The 21,244-nt window shown below is 70.2% G+C and carries 19 protein-coding genes and 2 pseudogenes; 18 read left to right on the top strand and 3 right to left on the bottom strand.

The window, feature by feature from the left end; translation table 11 throughout:
• Window positions 1–85: 85 nt before the first annotated feature.
• Both MMF93_RS27105 and MMF93_RS27100 read left to right on the top strand, forming a co-directional pair.
• Window positions 86–400 (top strand): annotated as a pseudogene (locus MMF93_RS27105) (IS110 family transposase); the annotation flags it as partial.
• A 227-nt stretch (window positions 401–627) separates the two neighbouring features.
• On the top strand, window positions 628–1,146 hold the full coding sequence (locus MMF93_RS27100) for a methyltransferase domain-containing protein (RefSeq protein WP_242755554.1): 519 nt from the start codon (window positions 628–630) through the stop codon (window positions 1,144–1,146).
• Between the two features lie 92 nt (window positions 1,147–1,238).
• Here MMF93_RS27100 and MMF93_RS27095 read toward each other — a convergent pair whose 3' ends face one another.
• Window positions 1,239–1,799 carry an NUDIX hydrolase gene (locus MMF93_RS27095; protein ID WP_242755553.1) on the bottom strand — a complete coding sequence of 187 codons (561 nt, stop codon included), beginning with the start codon at window positions 1,797–1,799 and terminating at the stop codon, window positions 1,239–1,241.
• 554 nt (window positions 1,800–2,353) lie between these two features.
• On the opposite strand from MMF93_RS27095, the gene MMF93_RS27090 reads away from it, so the two are divergent.
• The 15 genes from MMF93_RS27090 to MMF93_RS27020 all read left to right on the top strand — a co-directional run bounded on the left by MMF93_RS27090 (window position 2,354) and on the right by MMF93_RS27020 (window position 19,827).
• Window positions 2,354–4,333, top strand: a complete 1,980-nt coding sequence (locus MMF93_RS27090) for an ATP-binding cassette domain-containing protein (protein ID WP_242755552.1) — start codon at window positions 2,354–2,356, stop codon at window positions 4,331–4,333.
• Window positions 4,334–4,401: 68 nt separating this feature from the next.
• Window positions 4,402–5,904, top strand: a complete 1,503-nt coding sequence (locus MMF93_RS27085) for an NUDIX domain-containing protein (RefSeq protein ID WP_242755551.1) — start codon at window positions 4,402–4,404, stop codon at window positions 5,902–5,904.
• Between the two features lie 116 nt (window positions 5,905–6,020).
• A complete protein-coding gene (locus MMF93_RS27080) occupies window positions 6,021–7,229 on the top strand; it encodes a methyltransferase domain-containing protein (RefSeq protein WP_242755549.1) in 1,209 nt (402 codons plus the stop codon).
• Window positions 7,226–7,639, top strand: a complete 414-nt coding sequence (locus MMF93_RS27075) for a GFA family protein (protein WP_274709507.1) — start codon at window positions 7,226–7,228, stop codon at window positions 7,637–7,639. Before MMF93_RS27080 ends, MMF93_RS27075 begins: the two co-directional genes overlap by 4 nt.
• A gap of 130 nt (window positions 7,640–7,769) precedes the next feature.
• Window positions 7,770–10,091, top strand: a complete 2,322-nt coding sequence (gene fxlM, locus MMF93_RS27070; RefSeq protein WP_242755545.1) for a methyltransferase, FxLD system — start codon at window positions 7,770–7,772, stop codon at window positions 10,089–10,091.
• Window positions 10,088–10,291, top strand: coding sequence for a hypothetical protein (locus MMF93_RS27065; protein ID WP_242755543.1), 204 nt, complete (start codon window positions 10,088–10,090; stop codon window positions 10,289–10,291). The genes fxlM and MMF93_RS27065 overlap by 4 nt, the downstream gene beginning before the upstream one ends.
• A 134-nt stretch (window positions 10,292–10,425) precedes the next feature.
• The gene (locus MMF93_RS27060) at window positions 10,426–10,926 is read left to right on the top strand and encodes an NUDIX domain-containing protein (protein WP_242755541.1); all 501 of its coding nucleotides are present in this window, start codon (window positions 10,426–10,428) and stop codon (window positions 10,924–10,926) included.
• A gap of 45 nt (window positions 10,927–10,971) precedes the next feature.
• Complete coding sequence (locus MMF93_RS27055; RefSeq protein ID WP_242755540.1) at window positions 10,972–11,595, top strand: NUDIX domain-containing protein; 624 nt, start codon at window positions 10,972–10,974, stop codon at window positions 11,593–11,595.
• 142 nt (window positions 11,596–11,737) lie between these two features.
• Window positions 11,738–13,006, top strand: a complete 1,269-nt coding sequence (locus tag MMF93_RS27050; protein WP_007389172.1) for a tyrosine-type recombinase/integrase — start codon at window positions 11,738–11,740, stop codon at window positions 13,004–13,006.
• Window positions 13,003–13,353, top strand: coding sequence for a helix-turn-helix domain-containing protein (locus tag MMF93_RS27045; protein ID WP_007389171.1), 351 nt, complete (start codon window positions 13,003–13,005; stop codon window positions 13,351–13,353). Before MMF93_RS27050 ends, MMF93_RS27045 begins: the two co-directional genes overlap by 4 nt.
• 946 nt (window positions 13,354–14,299) lie before the next feature.
• Window positions 14,300–15,688 carry a hypothetical protein gene (locus MMF93_RS27040; protein WP_242755538.1) on the top strand — a complete coding sequence of 463 codons (1,389 nt, stop codon included), beginning with the start codon at window positions 14,300–14,302 and terminating at the stop codon, window positions 15,686–15,688.
• Between the two features lie 373 nt (window positions 15,689–16,061).
• Complete coding sequence (locus tag MMF93_RS27035) at window positions 16,062–17,162, top strand: NAD(P)/FAD-dependent oxidoreductase (protein ID WP_242755537.1); 1,101 nt, start codon at window positions 16,062–16,064, stop codon at window positions 17,160–17,162.
• 198 nt (window positions 17,163–17,360) lie between these two features.
• A complete protein-coding gene (locus MMF93_RS27030; RefSeq protein WP_242755536.1) occupies window positions 17,361–18,194 on the top strand; it encodes an aldo/keto reductase in 834 nt (277 codons plus the stop codon).
• A 402-nt stretch (window positions 18,195–18,596) separates the two neighbouring features.
• Window positions 18,597–19,304 carry an alcohol dehydrogenase catalytic domain-containing protein gene (locus tag MMF93_RS27025; protein ID WP_242755535.1) on the top strand — a complete coding sequence of 236 codons (708 nt, stop codon included), beginning with the start codon at window positions 18,597–18,599 and terminating at the stop codon, window positions 19,302–19,304.
• Between the two features lie 214 nt (window positions 19,305–19,518).
• On the top strand, window positions 19,519–19,827 hold the full coding sequence (locus tag MMF93_RS27020) for a putative quinol monooxygenase (RefSeq protein WP_007389165.1): 309 nt from the start codon (window positions 19,519–19,521) through the stop codon (window positions 19,825–19,827).
• A 122-nt stretch (window positions 19,828–19,949) separates the two neighbouring features.
• Here MMF93_RS27020 and MMF93_RS27015 read toward each other — a convergent pair whose 3' ends face one another.
• Both MMF93_RS27015 and MMF93_RS27010 read right to left on the bottom strand, forming a co-directional pair.
• The gene (locus MMF93_RS27015) at window positions 19,950–20,150 is read right to left on the bottom strand and encodes a hypothetical protein (protein WP_242757801.1); all 201 of its coding nucleotides are present in this window, start codon (window positions 20,148–20,150) and stop codon (window positions 19,950–19,952) included.
• A gap of 3 nt (window positions 20,151–20,153) precedes the next feature.
• A pseudogene (locus tag MMF93_RS27010) lies at window positions 20,154–20,308 on the bottom strand (transposase); the annotation flags it as partial.
• Between the two features lie 335 nt (window positions 20,309–20,643).
• Between MMF93_RS27010 and MMF93_RS27005 the strand changes: the two are divergent.
• Window positions 20,644–21,201 (top strand): type 1 glutamine amidotransferase domain-containing protein, encoded by a 558-nt coding sequence (locus MMF93_RS27005; protein ID WP_242755533.1) that lies wholly within the window; start codon window positions 20,644–20,646, stop codon window positions 21,199–21,201.
• The last annotated feature ends 43 nt before the right edge of the window (window positions 21,202–21,244 follow it).

The raw sequence follows: 21,244 nt of genomic DNA, 5'->3' as shown, positions 1-21,244 counted from the left end.
TCCAGTCTTGGGAGGCTCTTTCTCGTCTGCTGAGAGTGAATACCAGAAGAGAGGGCGGGGAACTGAGTTCAGCGACAACGCCGAAGTGAACGTCTTCCTCGGCCTCGACGTCGGCAAAAGCGCCCACCACGGACACGAGCCCATCCCCGGTCGGCAAGAAGTGCTGTGGTAGTCAGTTGTCCAACACCGAACCAAAGCCGCGGGACGTGAGCGCCAAGCTGGAGACCAAGTTCGGCACCTTCCTGGTGGATCAGCCGGCCTCAATCGGCACCCTGCCCACACCGTCGCCGGCGACGCGGGCTGCACAATCGACAATCTGCCCGGTCTTGCTATGCGGCGAATTATCGGTCTCTGCCCCCGTGAGGCGAAGACCGACACGCAGGCCGCCAAAGTCATCGCCAGCGGAGGGACGCCAAAGGGCCGGCACGTTCACCGCGCCGTAGCGGACGCCCCGCGCCGGCGGGGAAGGACTTGGTGAGCCGATCCCTCGTCCCCTCAAGGGCCGGAACACCCCTGCGCTCGCGGGGGTGTTCCGGATCCTCCAGCCATCGCTCGACGTTGGTGAGCGTGCTCCCCGCCGACGCGGGGGTGTTCCGACACCGGGTTCGCCCCAGAAGCACCCCACCAGTGCTCGCCGACGGCGTCGACGCCGTCGTGTGCAACTCGGCCATCTGGAAGACAGATGTTCCCGCCGTCTTCACCGCGGCGGCGCGCGTTTTGCGGCCTGGTGGCCGGTTCGTCTTCAACGTTGGCGGCGGATTCGCCGGAGTCACCCACCCGAGCGCACGGACGCGACCCGCCCCTTTGTCACTCGGCTCGCTGATCGAGCAGATCGCCACCCGCGACCACGGCACACCCCCAACGCAGGTGAGCGGCGCCCCCCGGCTGCCGCTCTCCGCCGTCACCAGCCACCTGACCGCCGCCGGGCTGACGCTGGTCGCTGCAGACGTCACGGCCCAGCACACCACCATGGCCGAGCGGAGGGCCTGGCTGTTCATCCCAGTCTTCGCCCGTCCCGACAGCGGCCTGTCCCACGACCAGCAGAGGGCGATCCTGCAGGAGGCGTTCGCCCAGACCCGTCCCGACGAGGTCACGATCACGAGCTGGCTCGTCGTGGTCGCTCAACTCGACGGGACCCGGCCGTGAGGAGGAGACGCCGGACCGCGCCAGCCCAACCGCGGGCGGTGGGCCGCGCGATCCGGTGCAGCAGTCGGCCCGAACCGTACGGCTTTGCGGGGTCAGCCCGCGTGGGCCGGCCTGCTGACTGCCCGGGCGATGCGGTGGCCGACCAGCCGTTCGGCATCCGCGAGCGGATACCAGGCGGCGGCGGTCACCTCCGCTTCCTGGATCTGCCCCACGTCCGCGCGGTCCGTGCTGAACGCGAACCCGAGATCGAGGTGGTAGTGGTCCGGCTCCCCCTTTTCCGGGCGCGCCGGAACGCGCCCGTACTCGACGTAGGCGGGTACCGGATCCGCCAGAAACACTGCCGCGGCATCGAGGCCGGTCTCTTCGGAAAGCTCGCGCACAGCCGCATCGACCAGCGCGGTGTCCGTCGGCTCAACGTGGCCGCCGGGCTGCAACAGCAGCCCATACGCCCGGTGCTCGATCAGCAAGACCTCCGTCTCGCTGCGAACCAGCAGCGCACCGACCGTCACATGCATCGGGAACGTATGCCGCGAAGTGAAGTCGCCGCCCTGCCGCAGACGTTGCACCGGTTCAGCCAGCGGTGCGGCTTCTTCCGGGTAGCGCGCCAGGTACTCCGCGAGCGCGTTGGAGATCTCCGCGTTACTGATCGCCACGGGCCACCCCCGTGCCAGAGCAAGAGCGCGGCACGGCGGGGCCGAGTGCTCGAAAGCGAGCGAAGAGAAGCGACACAGGTAGCTCCACAAGACGTGTGCGGGGTACGAGGCGCCGCAGCCTACAAGCGGGATCCGCCCGGCTCACGCTCCGCCCTGGCCCGCGAGCCGGGCAATCCCCCACAGAGGTGACCGCCCTCCGTTCGAATGACCACGAAGTCCAACGAGCCCGCCATGCCAGGCCCAGCACCGCCTTCTAGAACGTTTGTCCAGCACCTACCCGTAACGGCACCCGTTGCAGCCCTGTTCTTGGAGCACCAGTCCCCCTCGTGCGCCCATCTGGAGGACACCGTGGCAAACCGGCCAGTTCCAGCGCCCACCCTCACCAGAATCGAACACCGCCGCTTGGCTGGACTGCGCGCTGTGTGCCCGTGTCCTTGTGTTGACGCAGTCCCCGGCAGTTCCTTCCCGCGTCGGGGCGAGGCCAGCGGCGACCGGCGTGGCAGGGGCCGCTTCTCCTCACCGGTGGGGAGCGCCTGGGTGAGGAGGGCAGCGGCATGAAGGGGCAGCAGGACGGTGCACAGGGGATCTCGGCGGTGGAGCGTGAGTTGTTCGGCGGGCGGCTGCGCTGGAACCAGTCGTACGTCGAGCACGAGGGGGCGCTCGCGCGCATGCGGTTCGGGCAGATGGCCGTCGCGCTGCCGCGCATGGTGGGCGTGGTGCTGCGGGCCGGGTGGGGTGCGGACCGGCGGGCGCTGGCCGGTCTGGTGGTCTCGCAGGTCGGGCAGGGCTTGACCGGGGGGTTCGGCCTGGTGGCTGTCAACGGCGTGCTGAGCCAGTTGTTCGCCGATGGCCCGACCGGCGACAAGCTCCGGCAGTCGCTGCCCGCCCTGCTGGCGCTGGCGGTCCTGTCCGTGGCCACGGCCCTCCTGTCGGCCTGGTCGACGGCGATGTCCGGGCGGCTGGAGCCGCAGGTGGAGCGAGCGGTATCCGCCCGGTACTACGCGGCCGTCACCCGGGTCGAGGTCGAGGCGACCGAAGAGCCGGACGTGCAGCGGCATCTGGAGGCCGGCAAGTTCGGCACCGACTCCGCACGGCGGATGCTCGGCCTGTCCGTGGGCGTCGCGAACGTGGTGATCAGCATGGTGGCCGCCGCTGTCGTGCTCGCCTCTCTGCACTGGGCTCTCCTGCCGATGCTGCTGGCCATCGCCCTGCCCAAGGGCTGGGGCGCCGTGCGCTCCGCCCGTCGCGAATACCTCTCGCGGCTGCACTGGGTCGACCACCGCCGGGCGGTGGCCACGCTGTTGCAGTACCTGACGACGCCGCACGCCGCCGGCGAACTCCGCGTCCACGCCGCCTCCGCCCTGCTGCTGCGCGGATACGGCGAGATGTCGGGGCTGATGGAGACCGAGCAACGGCGCCTGGCCCGGGCCCAGGCCCGCACCGATCTGGTGGCCGGCGCGTGCTCCGGCGTGGCGTCCCTGGGCTGCTACGGAATGCTGTGGTGGCTGCTGACCAGCGGCGGACTGCCGCTGGCCGTAGGCGGCACCGCCGTGGTCGCCATCCGCAACTCCACCGCCCGGCTCACCTCCCTCGTGCAGCAGGTCAACCGCATGTACGAGGAGATGCTGCAGCTCGGCGACACCGAGCGGGCCACCGAACTGGCGGCGAGGCACGCCATCCCCACGACGGGCACGCCCTTGCCCACCCCGCCGCGGTGCGTCCAGGTCGAGAACGTCTCCTTCACCTACCCGGGGGCGAAGACGCCCGCGCTGTGCGGTGTGGACCTCACCGTGCGCCGGGGTGAGGTGACGGCCCTGGTCGGCGCGAACGGTTCCGGCAAGACCACGCTGGCCAAACTTCTCGCCGGGCTGTTGCTACCCGGCGACGGCCAGGTGTGGTGGGTGGGGGCGGACGGGGAACGGGTGGAGGTGCGTGAGGCCGACCGTGCGCAGGTCTTCTCCTCCATCGGCTTGCTGGCGCAGGACTTCCCGCACTGGCAGATGACGGCCGCCGCGAACATCGCCGTCGGCGCAGGCGACCGCCACCGTGACATGCCGAGGGTCAAGGGCGCCGCACGAGCCGCCGATGTGGAGGATCTGATCGAGGGCCTGGAGCACGGCTGGGACTCCATCGTCGTCAAGGGCTACGAACGCGGCGTACAGCTCTCGGGCGGACAGTGGCAGAAGCTGGGCAACGCGCGCAGCCGCTACCGCGACGCCCCGTTCCTCCTGGTCGACGAGCCCACCAGCGCGCTGGACCCGCACGCGGAGATCGACGCCTTCGAGCGGCTGCGGTCCGTGGCCGGTGACGGCACCGCCGTCGTGCTGATCACTCACCGGCTCGCCGCGACCGCCTCCGCCGACCACATCTACGTCCTGGACCACGGACACGTCGCCGAACACGGCAGCCACGAGGAGCTCATGACCACCGGCGGCCTCTACCACGGCATGTACAAAGCGCAGGCCGCCCAGTACCGCATCGCCCTCCCCGCACCTCGATCCGGCGTCGTCCGCGAGCACGAGGAGCCCCGGTGAACACCTCTCGAAGATCCCGCCCGGCTCTCCGTGCGAAACCTCCCTCCCGTCGACTCCGAGGTGATGACATGCCACCCAGCCGCTCCCACATCCGCACCACCGTCGAGGCATACCTGGAGCGCCACCCGGACGAACGCTACGCGCTCACCGCGCTCCTGACGGCACTCGACCGCCCCGCCGACCCGACCAGCCGTGCCACCCTCCCCGGCCACGTGACCTGCGGCGCGATCCTGGTCGACGAGGTCGGCCGGGTGCTGCACATCCACCACCGCGCCAGCGGGAAGGTCCTCGCCCCCGGCGGCCACACCGAGCCCGAAGACCAGACTCTCGCCGCCGCGGCCCTGCGCGAACTGCACGAAGAGACCGGCATCCCGACAGGCGCCGTGGCCCCCTGGCCGGGCTACGACGACGTGCCCGTGGACATCGACGTGCACGACATCGACGCCAACCCGGCCAAGAACGAACCGGCCCACCACCACTACGACCTGCGCTACCTCTTCCGACTCGACGACAGCGAGGTAGCCCTCACCCCGCAGGCCGAGGAGGTCTCCGGGTGGGAGTGGCGCCCGACCGACCGCGTCACCTCGCCGACGCTGCGCGAGAAACTCCTCAAGCTCGTCCCACCGGCCCCCGCCAGGCGTGGCCCGGTGAACGCCTCGGCGTTGATCTACAACGATGCCGGCCAGTACCTCCTGCACCTGCGCGATGACGTCCCCGGCATCTGGGAGCCGGGGGCCTGGTCGCTGCTGGGCGGCGGCCGAGAAGCGCAGGACCGGTCGCTGGACGAGACGGTCCGCCGGGAGCTGCGGGAAGAAGCAGCCCTCGATGTGGACGAGCTGACGCCGTTCGCCACCGAAGAAGCCCGCGGCAGCGACGGCACGACGGTCCCCATCGAGATCTACGCGGGCCGGTGGAACGGCGACCCCGCCGACCTCACCCTGACCGAGGGCGTGATGCTGGCCTGGTTCGCCCCCGACGTTCTCCCCCGCCTGCGGATCAGCCCCACCACCCTCGACCTCGTGCGCCGCCACCACGCCGCGCACTCGCATATCCCTCCAGCCCTCGGCGCACCGGCCCCCACCAGCTCCGACCACGAACCCGACCAAGGCGCTCCGGCAGAGGCGCCGGAGGGGACAGTACTGAACGTTGTGGGGGTGCATCTCCATCTGGAGGACGCCCAGGGGCGCGTGCTACTCGGACAGCGCCACCCCGACTCGGCCTACGCCCCCTCCATGCACCACTACCTGGCCGGTCACTGCGAGCAAGAGAGCGCCCTGTCCTGCCTCGTACGGGAAGCACGGGAGGAGGCCGGGCTGCTCATCGACCCCGGCCAGGTCGAACTCGCCCACCTCGTGCACCTCATCGACGTGCCCGGCGATATCCCGCGCGTGCAGATCGTCTTCCGCGCCCGGTCCTGGTCCGGGACACCGGAAGTGCGGGAGCCCGACAAGTGCACCGGCTGGCGCTTCTGGGATCCCGACGAGCTCCCCGCACAGGTCGTCCCGTACACCCGGGCCGCCATCGAGGGCATCCGCTCCGGGCGTCTGTACACGGAAATGGGCTGGACATGACCGCCGAGACGGCCGGCGGCGCAACCCCGACAAGCCGCCCGGACAACACACCTCCCCGGCCGGGCCAGAGGGCTGGGGCAGATCCGGCGGGCGAGGCGGGGGCTGCCCGAGAGGCCATGGTCGCCCGGCTGGAGGCAAACGGCGACCTCGGCCCCGGCCTGGTACGCGAGGCCCTGCTCGCACTGGACCGCGAGGTGCTGATGCCGCAGGCGTACGTGCGGCGCAGTGCTCCCGGTGAGAAGCCGGTGCGCCGGGATCTGCTGGACTGGTCCGAGCCGCAGGACCGCAGGGAACTGCTCGCGGTGCTGTACGGCGGAGACAGCGTCCTGATCCAACACGAGGGCGAGCCCCTTCTCGGGCGGCCACGCCGGGGCCGCCACGATGGGTCGATCACGTCGATGTCGACGACGATGCGCCTGACCTCTTCCCTGCTGCAGGAGTTGGACCTGCGACCTGGCCACCGAGTGCTGGATGTCGGCACCGGCGCGGGGGTGACCTCGGCGGTGGCCTGCTACGTCTGCGGGGCGGACGTGGTCACCCTCGACCGGGACCCCCACGTGAGCGCGGCCGCCCGCGCGCGTCTGGGCGCTCTCGGGTACCGGCCGGACGTCGTGAGCGGCAGCGGCGAGTACGGCTGGCCCGAGCGCGGCCCCTACGACCGGATTCTGCTCACCTTCGCCCTCCCCTACGTGCCGCAGCCCTGCGTGGAACAGCTCGCCCCCGGAGGCAAGTTGCTGGTGAATGTGGTCACCACCTCGCCCTCGTGGCCCGCACTGGCCGTGGTCACCCGGAGCCCGGGCGGGCGGATCCACGCACAGCTACGCGCCGTCGAGTTCGCCCACCTGGCCGGACACGGCATCAAACGCATCCACCTGCCCGCGCCCCTGCGTGAGCGTCTCGAAACGGGGCAAGCCTGTGACCTCTCGGCCTCCCGCTCCTTCCGGTCCGACCAGGCTCCACCGGCCGAGGAGGCGGGCGGGTTCTGGCTCGCGCTGGACGCACTGCACCCGGGTCTGGTGCGGCACTGGGGAGTCGAGGGGCTGGCGCTCGGCGCGCCCGACTGCGGCTCCTGGATGACGGCCCGCCCGGACGGGACCGGCTCCTGGTCCGTCGCCACCAGCGGCCCGCGCGACATCTGGTCCGAGATCCACCAGACCGCCGCACGCTGGCAGGCCGCCGGCGCGCCAGCGGTCTACCACCTCACCCTCGAAGAAGGCGGCGAGCAGCGCGTAAGCGCCGGCCACGGCACACATGCCCTGGGCTGGCGCCTCCCTCCCCCGTCCGCACCCGCCGACCACACCACATCTCAGGAGACGACCACATGAGCACACCCTGCGAGGACACCACCCGCTCCGGTGGGTGCCTGTGTCGCCTAATCCGGTTCACCGTCTGCGGTGAGGCTGACTATCCCCACACCTGCAGCTGCCCACACTGCCAGAAGCTGGGCGGCGGCCCGATGATGTCCTGGGTGTCCTTTCCGCTGGAGGGGTTCGTCTCCTCCGGGGTGAGAGGAGAGCTGGCGTGGTACTACACCTTCGAGGGCGAGACGAAGCGCGGCTTCTGTCCCCGCTGCGGGAGCCAGTTGTTCGCCCTGGACGACGGGGGCACCAGCATCGGAGTCAGCCTGTCCGCGCTGGACGACTCCTCCGGCCTCGTGCCGGTCAACCAGAGCTTCCGCGGCGACGCGGTGTGCTGGCTGCCTCAGGTGCCCGACAGCCGTCAGGCGGCTTCGTGACTGCCTGCTCCGGCGCTGCTCCGACTCGCGCCCGGCGCTGAGAGGGGACGCCCCGCGCGCCCTGGCCAGCCTGCGCGCCGATGACCACCGCTGAAGACCCCTGCCCGCACCGCCGATGAGGAGCGCACCTGTGGCATACGACCGATCCGACTGGTCACAGCACTACGTCGAGGGCAAGAGCTTCCGGCCACTGCGCGACGTGGAGCGCGACCTGCTCTCCCGGCACGCGCCCGTACCCGACGGCGGCCGGGCGTTGGAGATCGGCTGCGGCACCGGCGAACTCGCCGCCCACCTCGCCGGCCTCGGCTACGAAGTCGACGCTCTCGACTTCGCCGAAGGCGCCCTGACCCGTGCGCGGAAGGCACACAAGGGCGTCGAAGGCGTCCGTTGGCTGTGTCTGGACATCGAGCACGACGACGCCCCGGCCGGTCTCGACGACGGCTACGACCTGATCACCATGCGTCTGATGCTCGCCTTCGTAGGCGACCGCACCCGCGTGGTGCGCGACCTGGCCGCACGGCTGCGGCCAGGCGGCGCCCTGGTGGTCATCACCCCGATCACGGCGAACACCCCAGCGGAGCGGCGGCGCATCGCCCTGGACGAGGACGAACTCGCCCTGCTCACCGAGGGCTGGGAGCAGGCGGAGCGGCACGACGCTGACGGGCTCGCGTTTTTGGTTCTGCGCGAGCCGTCCGCCTCCTTCGAGGTGGTGGAGAAGGGGCGTCCGGAGCCGCAGGCGGTCTTCGGCGCGTGCGTGGTGGTCACCGACGACTGCGGGCGCGTCCTGCTCGGCCGCTCCACCCGGGGTATGTGGGAGCTGCCCGGCGGGCGCATCGAGTCCGGCGAGTCCGCCCAGCAGACGTCCGTACGGGAGCTGGCCGAGGAGACCGGCCTGGGCGCGCGTCTCGACGACGCGCACCTGCTGACCGTCCTGCATGACGATCGCGCCGACGTCCGCCGCGTCTCGGCGGTGCTCCGCGTCACCACCTGGACGGGCACCCCCCAGGTCTGCGAGCCGCACCGCTTCACCCGCTGGGAGTGGCACCCCCTGCACACCCTGGCGAGCCTCGGCTCCGTCTTCGCTCCCTCCGCGCAGGCGCTGGAAGCGACCTGGCCCGGCGTGCTGTCCGGCCTGCCCCCGGTACATTCCTACCCCCAGGCTGATGCTCCCCCCGCGGTGGGCGGCGAGCCCGCCGAGGCTTTTCGGCTGCGTCAGAAGATGACAGACGCCGTGATCGCAAAGGGCTGGGCGCCCTCGGCACGCGTTCGACAGGCGCTGCGGACGGTGCCCCGGCACCGCTTCGCTCCCGAAGCCCCGCTCACTACGGCCTACGACGACGATCTGGCCGTCGTCACCCGCCGCGACGGGGCCGGGAGGGCGGTCAGCTCGGTCTCGGCCGCCTGGCTCCAGGCCGACATGGCCGAGCACCTTCGCCTGGAGCCGGGTGAGACCGTCTTCGAGGCCGGATCGGGCGGCTACAACGCCGAGTTGCTGGCCGCCGTCACCGCGCCGACAGGCCGGGTGATCACCGTCGACCTCGACCCCTACGTCATCCGCCGTACCCGGCGGCTGTGCGCCGAGGCCGGCAGCGGCCGGGTCACCGCCGTCCTCGGCGAGGGCAGCCTGGGCGCCCCCGGCCTCGTCCCGCCCGGTGGCTTCAACGGCATGGTCGTCACACACAACGTGTGGGACATCGCCCCGGCCTGGCGCGAGCAACTGGCCGAGGGCCGGTTCCTCGTCCTCCCACTGGAGATGCACGGCTACACGCGTGCCCTCGCCCTCCAGCGGCACGGCGAGATCCTGCACGCGCGCGGCTGGACGTACTGCGGATTCGTCCGCGACCGCGGCACCGCCGCCCGCATCACCCCCACTGTGGGTCTGGCCGGTGGAGCGGTCACGGTGCGGTGGGAAGACGGCGCCCCTGCCGACACCGGCGGGCTCGACGCCGCCTTGGACGGCCCCCGGCACGAGCGCGCCACCGGCGTCGTCATCCCCGGCGCGTACTCGTTCGAGACGCTCCAGCTCTACTCGGCGACCGTCCTGAACGGGTTCTGCTGCCTGACCGTCCCGGAGGAGTCCGAGCTGGTGACGCAGCGGGACGCCGCCGCAATGCTCGGTGAAGGCTCACTCGCCTACCTGACCCACGCCAAGGTCCACGACGCGCCCCGGCCCGCCGACCGGCGCTATGAGTTCCGCATCCACGCCTACGGCCCGGCCGCACCGGAGTTGGCCGAGCGGTTCGCCGCCTGCGTACAGCACTGGGACCGGCACGTGCGCGAGACCGGCTACCCGCCCATGACCGTCCACCCGGCCGGCACGCCCGACCACGAACTGCCCGCCGGCCATGTGCTGGACAAGACATCCTCCCGCCTGATCTTCCAGTGGCCGGGCCACCACTCATCGGACGCCCGGCCCCAGGCCCTGATCGCCGTGGGCAGCGCACACGAATGAGGGCGAAGCGCACACCCCTCGCGCTCGCCGACTGCGCCTACGCCCTTGCCTCTGCCTACCCCCTCACCGAGGTGCTGGAGGGAGCCGACGAATCGAGCGGCGCGCTGCAGGCGTGCCTCCAGGCACCGGCACGAGGCCGCTCAGACCTTGCTGGCCCGCTCGGCGACGCGGAGGAGGCGATCCGCGACGGCCCGCACTGACGCACGCCGCCCCACCACCTCCTCCTCCCCCCGGAGGCACCACTGCGCTCGCTTCCCACCGACCTACTGCGACCCCCACTCGATCACCCAGCTCCCCCGGCGATTCCACCGACGAGACCTTCCAGGAGGACAGCATGAGCGGTACCTGGATCCCGCCCGAGCAGTACGTCGCCACCCTGCCCAAAGCCACCCTCTACGGCTGCTTCTTCGTCACCGACCAGGACGAGCGTCCGATCCAACTGCGTTCCGTCCACAACCCGGCGGTGTGGCAGTGGCCCGGCGGCAACCTGGACGACCCGGACGAGACACCGTGGGGCTGCGCGGTTCGCGAGTGCCTGGAGGAGACCGGCCTGCGCGTCGCGGAGACGCCCCGGCTGCTGGCCGTGCACTTCCTGCCTCCCCTCGGCGGCTGGACGACTCACAAGGTCGGCTTCGTCTTCGACGGCGGGCAGCTCGACCACGAGCAGATCGACCGCATCGTCCTGGACCCGGGCGAGCACACCGAAGTCGCCATCCGGCCGCTGGAGGAGTGGCGCACGCAGATGAGCGCCTTCGCCTTCCGCCGTCTCGCCGCAGTGGCCGAGGCCCGCCGCAGCGGCTCGGTCTGCTACCTGGAGCAGCTCCCTACGTCCTGAACTTCGCCCTGTACAGAGACCGCCCGCCACGTGAGAGAAGCCGAGATGGATTCACCGACGCACAGCACTCCACAGGTTCCGCAACAGCCGAGGATGAGCCAGGAGGAGTACGCCCGCTCCCGGCACGCGGTGTGGTTGGGCGCGGCAGCCCTGGTGAAGCCGACCTATCGCAGCCAGTGGCTGCTGCCGGGCGGCGCCGCCGACCCGGGCGAAAGCCCCGAGAACGCATGCCGACGCGAAGTTGGGGAGGAACTCGGCCTCTCGCGCGCCCCCGGCAGGCTCCTGGCCGTGCACTGGCTCACCCCAGGGCACCCGGACGTCGCCGCCGACCTGCCCTTCCCCGGGGAGGTACGGTATGTCCTGGACGGCGGAGTCCTCACCGAGGCGGACATCGCCGCCCTGTGTCTGCCGCCGGACGAGCTCAGCGGCTACGAGTTCCTCGATTCGCGGGCCGCGGCCGAGCGGATGACCCCGGTGGATGCGCAGATCATGCTGGCTGCCTTGCGTGCCCGCCTGGCCGGCACGACCGCTCACCTCGCCGACGGCCGGCACGTCACCGAGGCGCCGCCTCTGGATCGGTACGACGTGCACACCCGGCCCCGATCCGGCCGCCACTGGCCCTGGCATCCCGGTCAAGTCCCGGACGGCCTCCAGATCCCCCAGGCGTGAGGCTGGCTCTTCGTGCCCGACGGGCGTGTCGTGGTGGTCGTCGACCCGGCCAAACGGCTGGTCATGCTAACTGGAGTGCGCGCGGGTTCCTGAACGGTCGGCGGCGGACCGTTGCGCCATGTCGGCAGGTCAGGGGAGTGCGATGAGGCCGCGCCCTCACACCCTGGAATTCTGGTGCTACTGGCAGAATCTCAGAGTAATTCCTGTAACCTCGTGGATCGTGACGGATTCCGGGACTCGCGTGCTGTCCCTGGTCCCGCCGCTCATTGACGAGGTGCTCGATGAGTCTTCGGGTGTGCGGGGCGGGGATCAGGGCCTGGTCGACGTGCTCTCCCTGCAGCGCCGGTACGCCGGTGGCGCCTCGCTGGAGGACGAGCAGGCATTCTTCATGGACACGCTGGTGGAATACCAGTGGGCACGTGACTTGGCGGGGCTTGCCTCCTCGACGCTGGACGCGCTGACGAAGCCGGTCATCGAGGTCTGCGACCACTACCAGTTGGTGCCGTGGCGGCTGACCCCGCGGCATGTCGACGCGTACTTCGCGGGGCCGGGCAAGCGGCAGGCGCCGACGATCCGGTCCAAGCTCAACAAGATCGACCACTTCTTCGCGTTCCTGGAGCAGCGCTACGCTCATGAGATCTTCCAGCAGTTCGGGGCGATGGTCGAGTCCCCGATCGATCCGTTCAACCGGCAGGCACATCGCGGGGACTTCGGGCTGCGGGTGCCGCCATCGGCGCGGGCGACAAAAGAGTTCTTCGCCGCATGGCGGTCGGATCTGCCGAACGCCCGCAAGGAGGCGGTGGCCTGCCGCGATTACGTGATGTCGAAAATGATCTATATCTCGGGGGTGCGGGCGGCCGAGCTGTGCGGCATGAAGATGTGCGATCTCCACTGGGAGTCCGGGGAGTTCGGGCGGTTCCTGGTGCAGGGCAAGGGTGCTCGCGGGTCGGGGCCAAGACCGCGGGAGGCGTACATGTTCGCCGAGGGGCGGGCACTGATGTGGTGGTACGTCTCCGAGGTCCGCGGTCTGTTCGCGGACGATCCCGAACATCCCGAGGCGCCTGTGTGGCCCTCCGAGCGCCTGCCCAGGAGCATCGAGGATCTGAATATGCCGGTGGCGCCGGCGGTGACACCCTCCACGCTGCGCAAGGCGTTGAAGCGGGCCTCGGCCGGCCACCTGCACGGCCCGGTACGGCAGTTGTTCCCGCATCTGCTGCGGCACGCGTGCGCCACGCACCGCTACGAGGGAGGGATGAGCCTGTGGGAGGTGCAGAAGTTGCTGGGGCACGAGTGGACCACGACAACGGTTCGCTACATTTTGTCTGCCCAGGGCGACCCGGAGGTCGCCAGCCGGCAGTCGTCGGCGCGGGCCACGCAACGCTTGAGGGTCGACGCGGGGAGTCTGTCGTGAAGTGGAATCTGCGGTGGGCCGCCGCCAAGCAGAACATCTGGCGGCCCAGCGAGCTACTGCCGCGGTTCGCGGAGTACGGGTTCACGCCGTCACTGTCGAAAGTGTCGGCACTGTGGTCCGGCATCCCGGTCACCGTGCGCCTGGATGACCTCGACAAGATGTGCGCAGCACTGAACTGCACGGTCGGCGACCTGATGGAGGCTGATCCTGTCGAGCGGGTGGCACCCGGCGCGGAGCAGGGGCAGTCGCAGGAGCGGGCGGTCGGGGACGACGGCCCGGGGAGCGCAGGACCTCGCCCGGTGCCGCAGCGCGGTACGGGACGACCTCGTTCACTGCCGCCGAACTGAGCGGTTTCGTAGATGGGCAAGCCGAAGCCGCGGACGGACGAGTGCGTGGGCTGCAACGGGTGGGGACGGCTGGCGCAGCCGCCGTACTGCTCTCCCTGTCACCAGTGGCGCTCGAAGCGGCACAATCCCGCAGCCGTATGCCGCCGCTGCGGACGCGACTGGCGGGTCAACATCGACGGATTCTGCCGCGCATGCGTCCTGGTCATCATCGACCACGACGCCGACTGGTACTACGACCCCGCTGCGGCCGTGAAGCTGCAGGTCGTGACGCAGCTCGCCCTGATCGTGCCGGGCGTCACGCTGACGGCCGCACCGTTCGGCGCGTACCGGCAGCGCAGTGACGGCCGCTACCACCCGCCCGCCTGGGCCCGTGCGCAGCGCCCTGACCCGGTGCGCGACGATCCGCGGATCTGCCCACCCACCTTGTCCGGGCAACTGGCCCTGTCCCCGGCGCCGTACCGGATGCGCCACGATCACGCCGCCGCGATCGTCGACCGCCCCGAGGATGAACTCCCGGAGTTACTCCGGGTGATGGAGGTACTGAACGCCTATACAGACGGTCACGCGTATGCGGCGCGCTCGCGCAGTCTGGCGCTGCGGGTGCTGCGTCTGGCTCTGGCGGCCAGCCGCGCGGCCGGGGGCTGGCCGATCGACGGCCGCCTGATCAGGGCGCTGCCCGGATCCCGGCCCATCGTGACCGCAGTCCTCGACCGTGCGGGGCTACTGGCTACAGGCGGCGACGCGTACGCGTCGCAGACGGCCGAGCGTCACCGGGCCCGTGCCGATGCGCCAATCTGTTGCCCGCAGTGCCAGGGCGTGGGGCTGCGGGCACAAGGGGCTCTGCCGGGGCTGCTACATCTGGGGCGCTCGTGCTCGCCCGGTCGGAGACTGTGTGCGTTGCGGCGGGGGTCCCCTGCCGTTGCGGGAGGGTTGGTGCCACGGCTGTTTGCGCCACCGCGCCCTCCTCGGCCCCGCATACGACCACGTGTCATGGCGGCAGCTACGCCTCACCGAGGAGTCGTTGGACCGGCACGCCGCGCGAACCAACCTCTGCCCACCCGGGCGCAAGCGCGCCAAGACGAGCGCGCAGAGCCACCCGAGCGAGGTGATCACGCCCGGTGTCGTGCCGTACGGGCAGCAGAAACTGTTCCCCGCTGAACGCGACTGGTCCGCTCTGCGCAGGGCCACCCTTCCCGAGCCGCAGCCGGAGGCCGTCCGGCTGCTGGCCACCTTCGACGCCCACGCCCGGGCACACGCCTGGACAAACCATGCCCGCAAGGCCGCCGCCCACGTCCTGCGAATCGCGGCCACCTGGCTCGGCACCCATGATCCTTTCGCCGAATACGATCTGCGCGCGATCAGCGCCGCCACCGGCCGCGGAAGCAGTTGCCGCCCCCGTGCGCTGAACGCCTTCCTGGCCGAACGCGGCCTGCTTCTCCCGCAGCCCCGGCCCGCCATAAGCAGTGTCGAAGCCTTCGTGGAACAGGTCATTGCCGGCTATCCGCCCCGGATCGCCGATGAGCTCGCCTCCTGGGCACGCCGGTTGCGCAGCCACTCCGACCGGCCGCCCACCGAGTGGCACACCCTGCGCCGATACCTCTCCTACCTCCGGGCACCGCTTGCCGACTGGACCGGCCGCTACCAGACCCTCCGGCAAGTCACCGCCGACGACGTCCACGCCGCCGTCACCGCAGTCAAGGGCGACCGCGCTCACGAACGCGCCGTCGCCCTGCGCTCGATCTTCCGCGCACTGAAACAGGCAAAAATCGTATTCACCGACCCCACCCGCGGCCTGAGCGTCACCCGCAACGAACCCCCGCCCACAACGCTGCCCCCTGACCGCCTCGCCGGACTCCTCGACATCACCGACCGGCCCGCCATCCGCTTCGCCCTGGCCCTGGTCACCCTCCACGCCCTCAACGGCACCGACCTCAACCGTCTCACTCTGGGCGACGTGATCTCGGCTCGCGCCCAGCTCCTCGTCCGCCGACCGCACAGCCGCCACACCGTCCACCTCGACGAGGTCACCCTCCGCCTCCTGCACACTTGGCTCCGCCACCGCCACCAGCGCTGGCCCCGCACCGCCAACCCCCACCTCTTCGTCACCCGCCAGACCGTCATCCACACCGGCCCCGCCAGCAACAACTACTTCCCCGCGGCCTTCCAGCGTCTCGGCCTCACCCTCAACGGCCTGCGCACCGATCGCATGCTTGACGAGGCCCGCGACACCGCCGACCCCGTCCACCTCGTCCGCGTCTTCGGCATCTCCATCGCCACCGCCATGAAGTACGTCCACACCGCCCACCCTCACCGTGTCGGCGTCATCCCCCGGTGAACGGGCCGCCGGGGGCGCACCTTCTTCCGGTACGCCGGGTGAGAAATGCCATGGATGACACGCGTGGGTATCCGCCGGCCGTCGCATCATGGGCCGAAGGTGTGGCAGGTGGTGGTCGTGCCGCTGTCCGCCGGTGGCTCGGGGCAGCAGGGGGAACGCTGGGTTCGGTCAGCGGACGGACAGCATCAGGGGAAGTGGGAGCCGTGAACGAGTGGGATGTGATCTTGGTTGAGCAGTTGCCAGACTTCGGACCGGTGTGAGACTGAAGGGGACACGCTTTCGCCGTTGCGTCACGGAGAGCGTGACAACTCCGCTCACCGGGTCCAGTCACCCAACAGTTTCGCGGGGGCGACACGCGAAGTGAGGCGATCTAATGGACCGGGTTCCCGAGGTGGCCGTGGTAGGGGCTGGCATCGTCGGCCTGTGCACCGCCTATGCACTGGCCGAACGCGGAACGACTGCGCGGGTGTACGAAAGCGGCGTACCAGGCCACGGGCAGTCCAGTGGTCAGTCCCGCATATTCCGCCACGCGCACGACGACGCTCGCCTGGTCGAATTCGCCCGGCAGGGCCGGGCCGTTTGGGACGAGTGGGCCGACCGGTTGGGCGCCGAACTGATCTCCCAGGACGGAGTGGTCGCACTGGGCGGTCCCGTTCCTGAGAGACTGCGCATTCTGCAGGATGCCGGCGGTATACCGGTGCGAACCGTGGACAACGCCGAGCTTCACGCCCGTATGCCGCTGTTCGCCGACTACCACGGTCCCGCGATGCTCGAAGGGGACGGTGGCGCCATCCGCACCCGTGTGGCGATCGAGAGCCTGGCCAACGCGCTGGGTGACTCGGTGGTCACCGACGAGGTCATCTCGCTGCATCCAACGGGCCACGGCACGGTGGAGGTGCTCAGCGCGGCCGGCCGCGAAGAGTACGCAACGGCCGTGGTGTGCGCGGGCCTGGGCACCGCGCGGCTTGCGCGCAACGTGGGGCTTTCGCTGCCGGTACAACCGGCGGCCCACGTCCGCCTCACCTTCCAGGTCAGGGGAGCGCCCCCGGAACGGGTTGCCTGCCTGCAGGACAGCAGCGGGGAGTTCGGCGAGGTCGGCGTCTACGCGGCCCCCTACCCAGGCAACAGCCGGTACGCGGTGGGCCTCAGTCAAACGGTCGAGGTACGCGAGGACGGCAGCTTTGCGGATCCCAGTGCACTGGTGGCGCTCAACGACCGCGCCCGCGCGTATGTCTCCCACGCATTGCCCGGCCTCGACCCCGAGCCCGTGGAGTACCTGCACTGCTGGGTGACAAGCCTGCCGTGGAGCGAAGACGGCATGGCAGTCTGGGAAGCCGACAGAATCTTCTTCGCCGCCGGACACAACCTGTTCAAACAGGCACCCCGACTGGGACGGGCATTGGCCAGCGCGGCCATGGGCGAAGAATTCGAGGAGAACCTGTGGCCAGCGGCAGCACTCGGCCAGCCCCGCTGAACGCCCCGCCCAATCGGCTCCTTGCTCAGCCGCGGCACACCGCTGGCATCCGCGTGGTGGGTGACCGTGACCAAGCGGGAATCCTCGCCCGTGCCGCAGAGAATCCCATTCCGGGCTGAGAGGATTCCGTTCCAAACTGAGATCGTGGTGCAGGTGGTGGTTGGCAGTCTTGGCCGCCGTTACACCTAGGAGGAAGCCATGGCGGATCCGCGGACGGTCGTCCTTCCTTGCGGGGTTGCGGTCCCGGCGCTCGGTCAGGGCACCTGGGGGATGGGGGAGGATGCCGGGCGCCGCGTGGCCGAGGTGTCGGCCCTGCGCTCCGGGCTGGACCTGGGGATGACCTTCGTCGACACCGCGGAGATGTACGGGGACGGCGCGGCTGAGGAAGTGGTGGCCGAGGCGGTGTGCGGACGGCGGGACGAGGTTTTCCTGGTCAGCAAGGTGCTCCCCTCCCATGCGGACGCCGGTGGAGTGGCCGAGGCATGCCGGGGGAGCCTGCGTCGTTTGCGCACGGACCGGATCGATCTGTACCTGCTGCACTGGCGTGGAGCCGTGCCGCTGGAGGAGACGGTCGAGGCGTTCGAGTCCCTGGTGCGGGAGGGTGTCATCCGCTCCTGGGGGGTGAGCAACCTGGACGTGGATGATCTCGCGGACCTGCCGCCCGGAGCCGGGCCGCAGACCGACCAGGTGCTGTACAACCTCAGCCGTCGAGGGCCTGAGTACAGTCTGCTGCCCAGGTGCCGTGAACTGTCGATCCCCGTCATGGCGTACTCGCCGGTCGAGCAGGGCCGTCTGCTCGGTCACGCGGCGCTGCGGGACGTGGCAGCCGCCCACGGTGCGACGCCCGCGCAGATCGCCCTGGCCTGGGTCCTGCGGCACGAGGACGTCATCGCGATCCCGAAGGCGTCCTCCCGCGCGCACGTCGAGGAGAACAGAGCGGCTCTGGAGGTGGACCTGACCGCCGAGGACCTCGCGACCCTGGACCGGGCGTTCCCGCCGCCGGGGAGCAAACGGCCGCTGGAGATGCTGTGACACCCCTGCAGCGCGCCCGACCGGGCTCCGCCAGGAGCCGGGTGGCCCGACCTCACCGATGGCGGCAGAGGGCGTCGTACTGTTCCTGCAAAACGCGGGCATTTTCCACAACGCCCTGGACATCGCCGAGATCGTCCGCCAGGTGCTGGAGGAGGGCTGGACGATCGAGCCGAAGGATCTGACGCGCATCTGGCCCCGAACACCCACAGAACTTGGTCAAGTCAAGTTCGGGGTCGGCGCGGCCGTTAGAGCGGAGTCCAGAGAGTCGCCGCCTGGTCCACGAATCGGACGCGGGTCACCCGCGGACTGCGTTTGCACGTGAGGCGAAGCCAGGTGACGGTGGAGATAGCTCGAACACTTCCACGGCGGCTATCCGGCTTCGCCCCCGGAGAGGAGCACGCGATGAACGGCAAGGCACTGACGTTGTGCGGCCTGGCTGTGGGCGGCGGGGCAGCGGTGATGATCCGCCGGTGGAAGGGTGAGTCGAGCGGGGCCGCCAGCGGGCACAGCGATCGCTGGCACACGGTGACGATCAACCGTCCCCCGGACGAAGTCTCTGCGAACGGACGGCTCCCCGAGCCGCTCGCGAAGCTCGGCGACAAGATCGAGGTCCAGGTGCGGCCGGCTCCCGGAGACCGCGGCACCGAGGTCGCCGCCCGCCTGCGCGAACCCGTGCCCTTCGGACCGGGAGGCGCCGCGGCCCGGCTCAAGGGCCAGGACCCGCGCGGGTCGGTCCGCCGTGCTCTGCGCGATTCCCGGGCGCTGCTCGAGTCCGGGCGGAAAGCTGATCTCTGCCGCCACCGCGCGCGCACGCGAGGAGGGAAGGCTGTGAGAGCACTCACCTGGAACGGGGTCAACGACCTGACCGTCGAGCGGGTCCCTGACCCGCAGATCATCAACCGCCAGGACGCGATCGTCAAGGTGCGTCTGAGCTCGGTCTGCGGCTCGGACCTGCACCTGATCGGCGGCTACATGCCGGCCATGGAACGCGGTGACGTACTCGGTCACGAGTTCCTCGGCGACATCGCCGAGGTCGGCTCGTCGCGCACCGCGCAGGAGAGCACAGGAGTCGTGCGAAAGCCGCGTAGGAGAGCAGAGGAGTCGTCATGACGGGCAAACGCGGGTGTGCCGCCACCTCGGCCGACGTTGATGATGATCTTCGTTTGTGGCATCCCGCTCCCCCACGACGGCCAGGTCCTGGGGCTCGGTAGGAGTCGATGGGGGGCAGCGGCGAGCAAGATCAGACGGTCGCCGAGGCGGCCATAGCGGCGTTCTGATGATCGCGGCGACGCGAACCAAGGAAAAGGAAGAGGAGAGACCCAAGATGGCAACACAGGTCAGCAAAGCACTTCTGGTACGCCTCGAAGCACTGCCCGGCAGGGAGGACGACGTCCAGGACTTCTTGAACCAGGGGCTGTCGATCGTCGAGGGGGAACCCAAGACCGTCAGGTGGTTCGGAATCCAGTTCGGACCCTCGTCGTTCGGAATCTTCGACGCCTTTCCCGACGACGACGGACGCCAGGCGCATCTGTCGGGCGAGGTCGCGCAAGCGCTCGCTGAGAACACGGGTGAGCTCTTCGAGGAGCCCACGATCGAGCAGATCGATGTCCTCGTGGAGAAGCCGCCCGCCTAGAGCAGGTGCTGCCCGCGGGGCGGCGTGGTCAGCCGTAGCTGTCGCGGATAGTTGGTGGAGAGCCAGGGCTTGGTTGACGTTCTGGTGGGGCGGTGCCGGATGTGGGGAGTCCGACGAGGGCTTCAGGGTGGGTCGAAGGGCTGGGGGCCGTGCCACTGGAGGAGGACGGTGGTGGCGTCGTCGCAGAGGTGTCCGTGGTGGCTGTGCATGAGGCGGCGCAGAGTCTCGGGGAGGGGCACGCCTTCATCGAGGTGGCCGGTGAGGGAGGCAAGGAAGCGGTCGAGGCCGAATTCCTGGCCGGTTCGGGAGCGGGCTTCAGTGATGCCGTCGACGACGTATCGGATCGCGTCGACGATTTCGCGACGGGAGTGCTTCTCCGGCAGGCCACCGCGAGCCGTGTCGCAGGCCGCCGGCGGCAGCAGCGGTTCGGCCAGAGCCCAGTGGCATCAGTGGTATCCGACGGATAGCGAGGATGACGCATGACGGCCGCCCCAGCGATGTGACGGAGGCCGCCCGATCGCGGACGGTCCCCTTGCGGATTCCTGCCGTGGTTTGTCGTGGGCCGGGCAGGCCGGGTTCCCGGCGCGTCACCGGCCAAGCGAGACAACTCGCACCTTTTGACGTGTCTTGTGAGGGTGGGACAGTGGGAGTGGTGAGGTCGTTTCGTGGGTGACGTGCCCACCAGACATGGGGACGGGCCAGGCCAACCAGGCTGATCGAGCAGGGCAAGGACCAAGGTCCTCCTCCCCGACGGCAGCTGAGCGGAGGGCACGGACCCGAACCGGTCCTCCGCCGATCACCGGAAGGAACAGCACCATGACCAACGAACTGCACGGCAGGAAGGTCGCCATCCTGGCCACCGACGGCGTGGAGCGCGTCGAGCTCGAAGAACCTCTCGGCGCACTGCTGGGCGCCGGAGCACAGGCCGAACTCCTCTCCCTCCACACCGGCGAAATCAACGCGCGCCAGATGGACATCAACCCGGCCGGAACCTTCACCGTGGACAAGAAGGTCGCCGACGCACGCGTGAGCGACTACGACGCGCTCCTGCTGCCCGGCGGCACCATGAACCCCGATCAACTGCGAACCGACCCCGACGCCGTCGCCTTCGTGAGGGAGTTCGTGGAGACCGGCAAACCCGTTGCCACCATCTGCCACGGACCCTGGACCCTGGCAGAGGCTGACGTGCTGCACGGTCGCCGCCTCGCCTCCTGGCCCAGCATTCGTACTGACCTGCGCAACGCCGGCGCCGAGGTCGTCGACGAGGAGGTCGTGATCGACCGCCAGCTGATCTCCAGCCGCGGCCCGCAGGACCTCCCCGCCTTCTGCGCGGCGATCATCGAACACTTCGCCAACGCACCGCAACCCGCCTGATCGGCAGAAGACGCGCTTGACCGGGCGCGTGGCACGCAGCGTT

The sequence above is a fragment of the Streptomyces tubbatahanensis genome, assembly GCF_022699385.1.
Lineage (GTDB): Bacteria > Actinomycetota > Actinomycetes > Streptomycetales > Streptomycetaceae > Streptomyces > Streptomyces diacarni.
The sequence above is the reverse complement of the archived record's forward strand: the minus strand, read 5'-3'. Positions and strand labels throughout refer to the sequence as shown.

What these genes read in the sequence shown, in the direction of transcription:
- MMF93_RS27035 (WP_242755537.1), top strand. Translation starts at nt 16,062, where the DNA reads ATGGACCGGGTTCCCGAGGTGGCCGTGGTAGGGGCTGGCATCGTCGGC.
- MMF93_RS27005 (WP_242755533.1), top strand. Translation starts at nt 20,644, where the DNA reads ATGACCAACGAACTGCACGGCAGGAAGGTCGCCATCCTGGCCACCGAC.
- MMF93_RS27055 (WP_242755540.1), top strand. Translation starts at nt 10,972, where the DNA reads ATGGATTCACCGACGCACAGCACTCCACAGGTTCCGCAACAGCCGAGG.
- MMF93_RS27090 (WP_242755552.1), top strand. Translation starts at nt 2,354, where the DNA reads ATGAAGGGGCAGCAGGACGGTGCACAGGGGATCTCGGCGGTGGAGCGT.
- MMF93_RS27085 (WP_242755551.1), top strand. Translation starts at nt 4,402, where the DNA reads ATGCCACCCAGCCGCTCCCACATCCGCACCACCGTCGAGGCATACCTG.
- MMF93_RS27025 (WP_242755535.1), top strand. Translation starts at nt 18,597, where the DNA reads ATGAACGGCAAGGCACTGACGTTGTGCGGCCTGGCTGTGGGCGGCGGG.
- MMF93_RS27060 (WP_242755541.1), top strand. Translation starts at nt 10,426, where the DNA reads ATGAGCGGTACCTGGATCCCGCCCGAGCAGTACGTCGCCACCCTGCCC.
- MMF93_RS27075 (WP_274709507.1), top strand. Translation starts at nt 7,226, where the DNA reads ATGAGCACACCCTGCGAGGACACCACCCGCTCCGGTGGGTGCCTGTGT.
- MMF93_RS27065 (WP_242755543.1), top strand. Translation starts at nt 10,088, where the DNA reads ATGAGGGCGAAGCGCACACCCCTCGCGCTCGCCGACTGCGCCTACGCC.
- MMF93_RS27030 (WP_242755536.1), top strand. Translation starts at nt 17,361, where the DNA reads ATGGCGGATCCGCGGACGGTCGTCCTTCCTTGCGGGGTTGCGGTCCCG.
- MMF93_RS27050 (WP_007389172.1), top strand. Translation starts at nt 11,738, where the DNA reads ATGAGGCCGCGCCCTCACACCCTGGAATTCTGGTGCTACTGGCAGAAT.
- MMF93_RS27080 (WP_242755549.1), top strand. Translation starts at nt 6,021, where the DNA reads ATGGTCGCCCGGCTGGAGGCAAACGGCGACCTCGGCCCCGGCCTGGTA.
- MMF93_RS27020 (WP_007389165.1), top strand. Translation starts at nt 19,519, where the DNA reads ATGGCAACACAGGTCAGCAAAGCACTTCTGGTACGCCTCGAAGCACTG.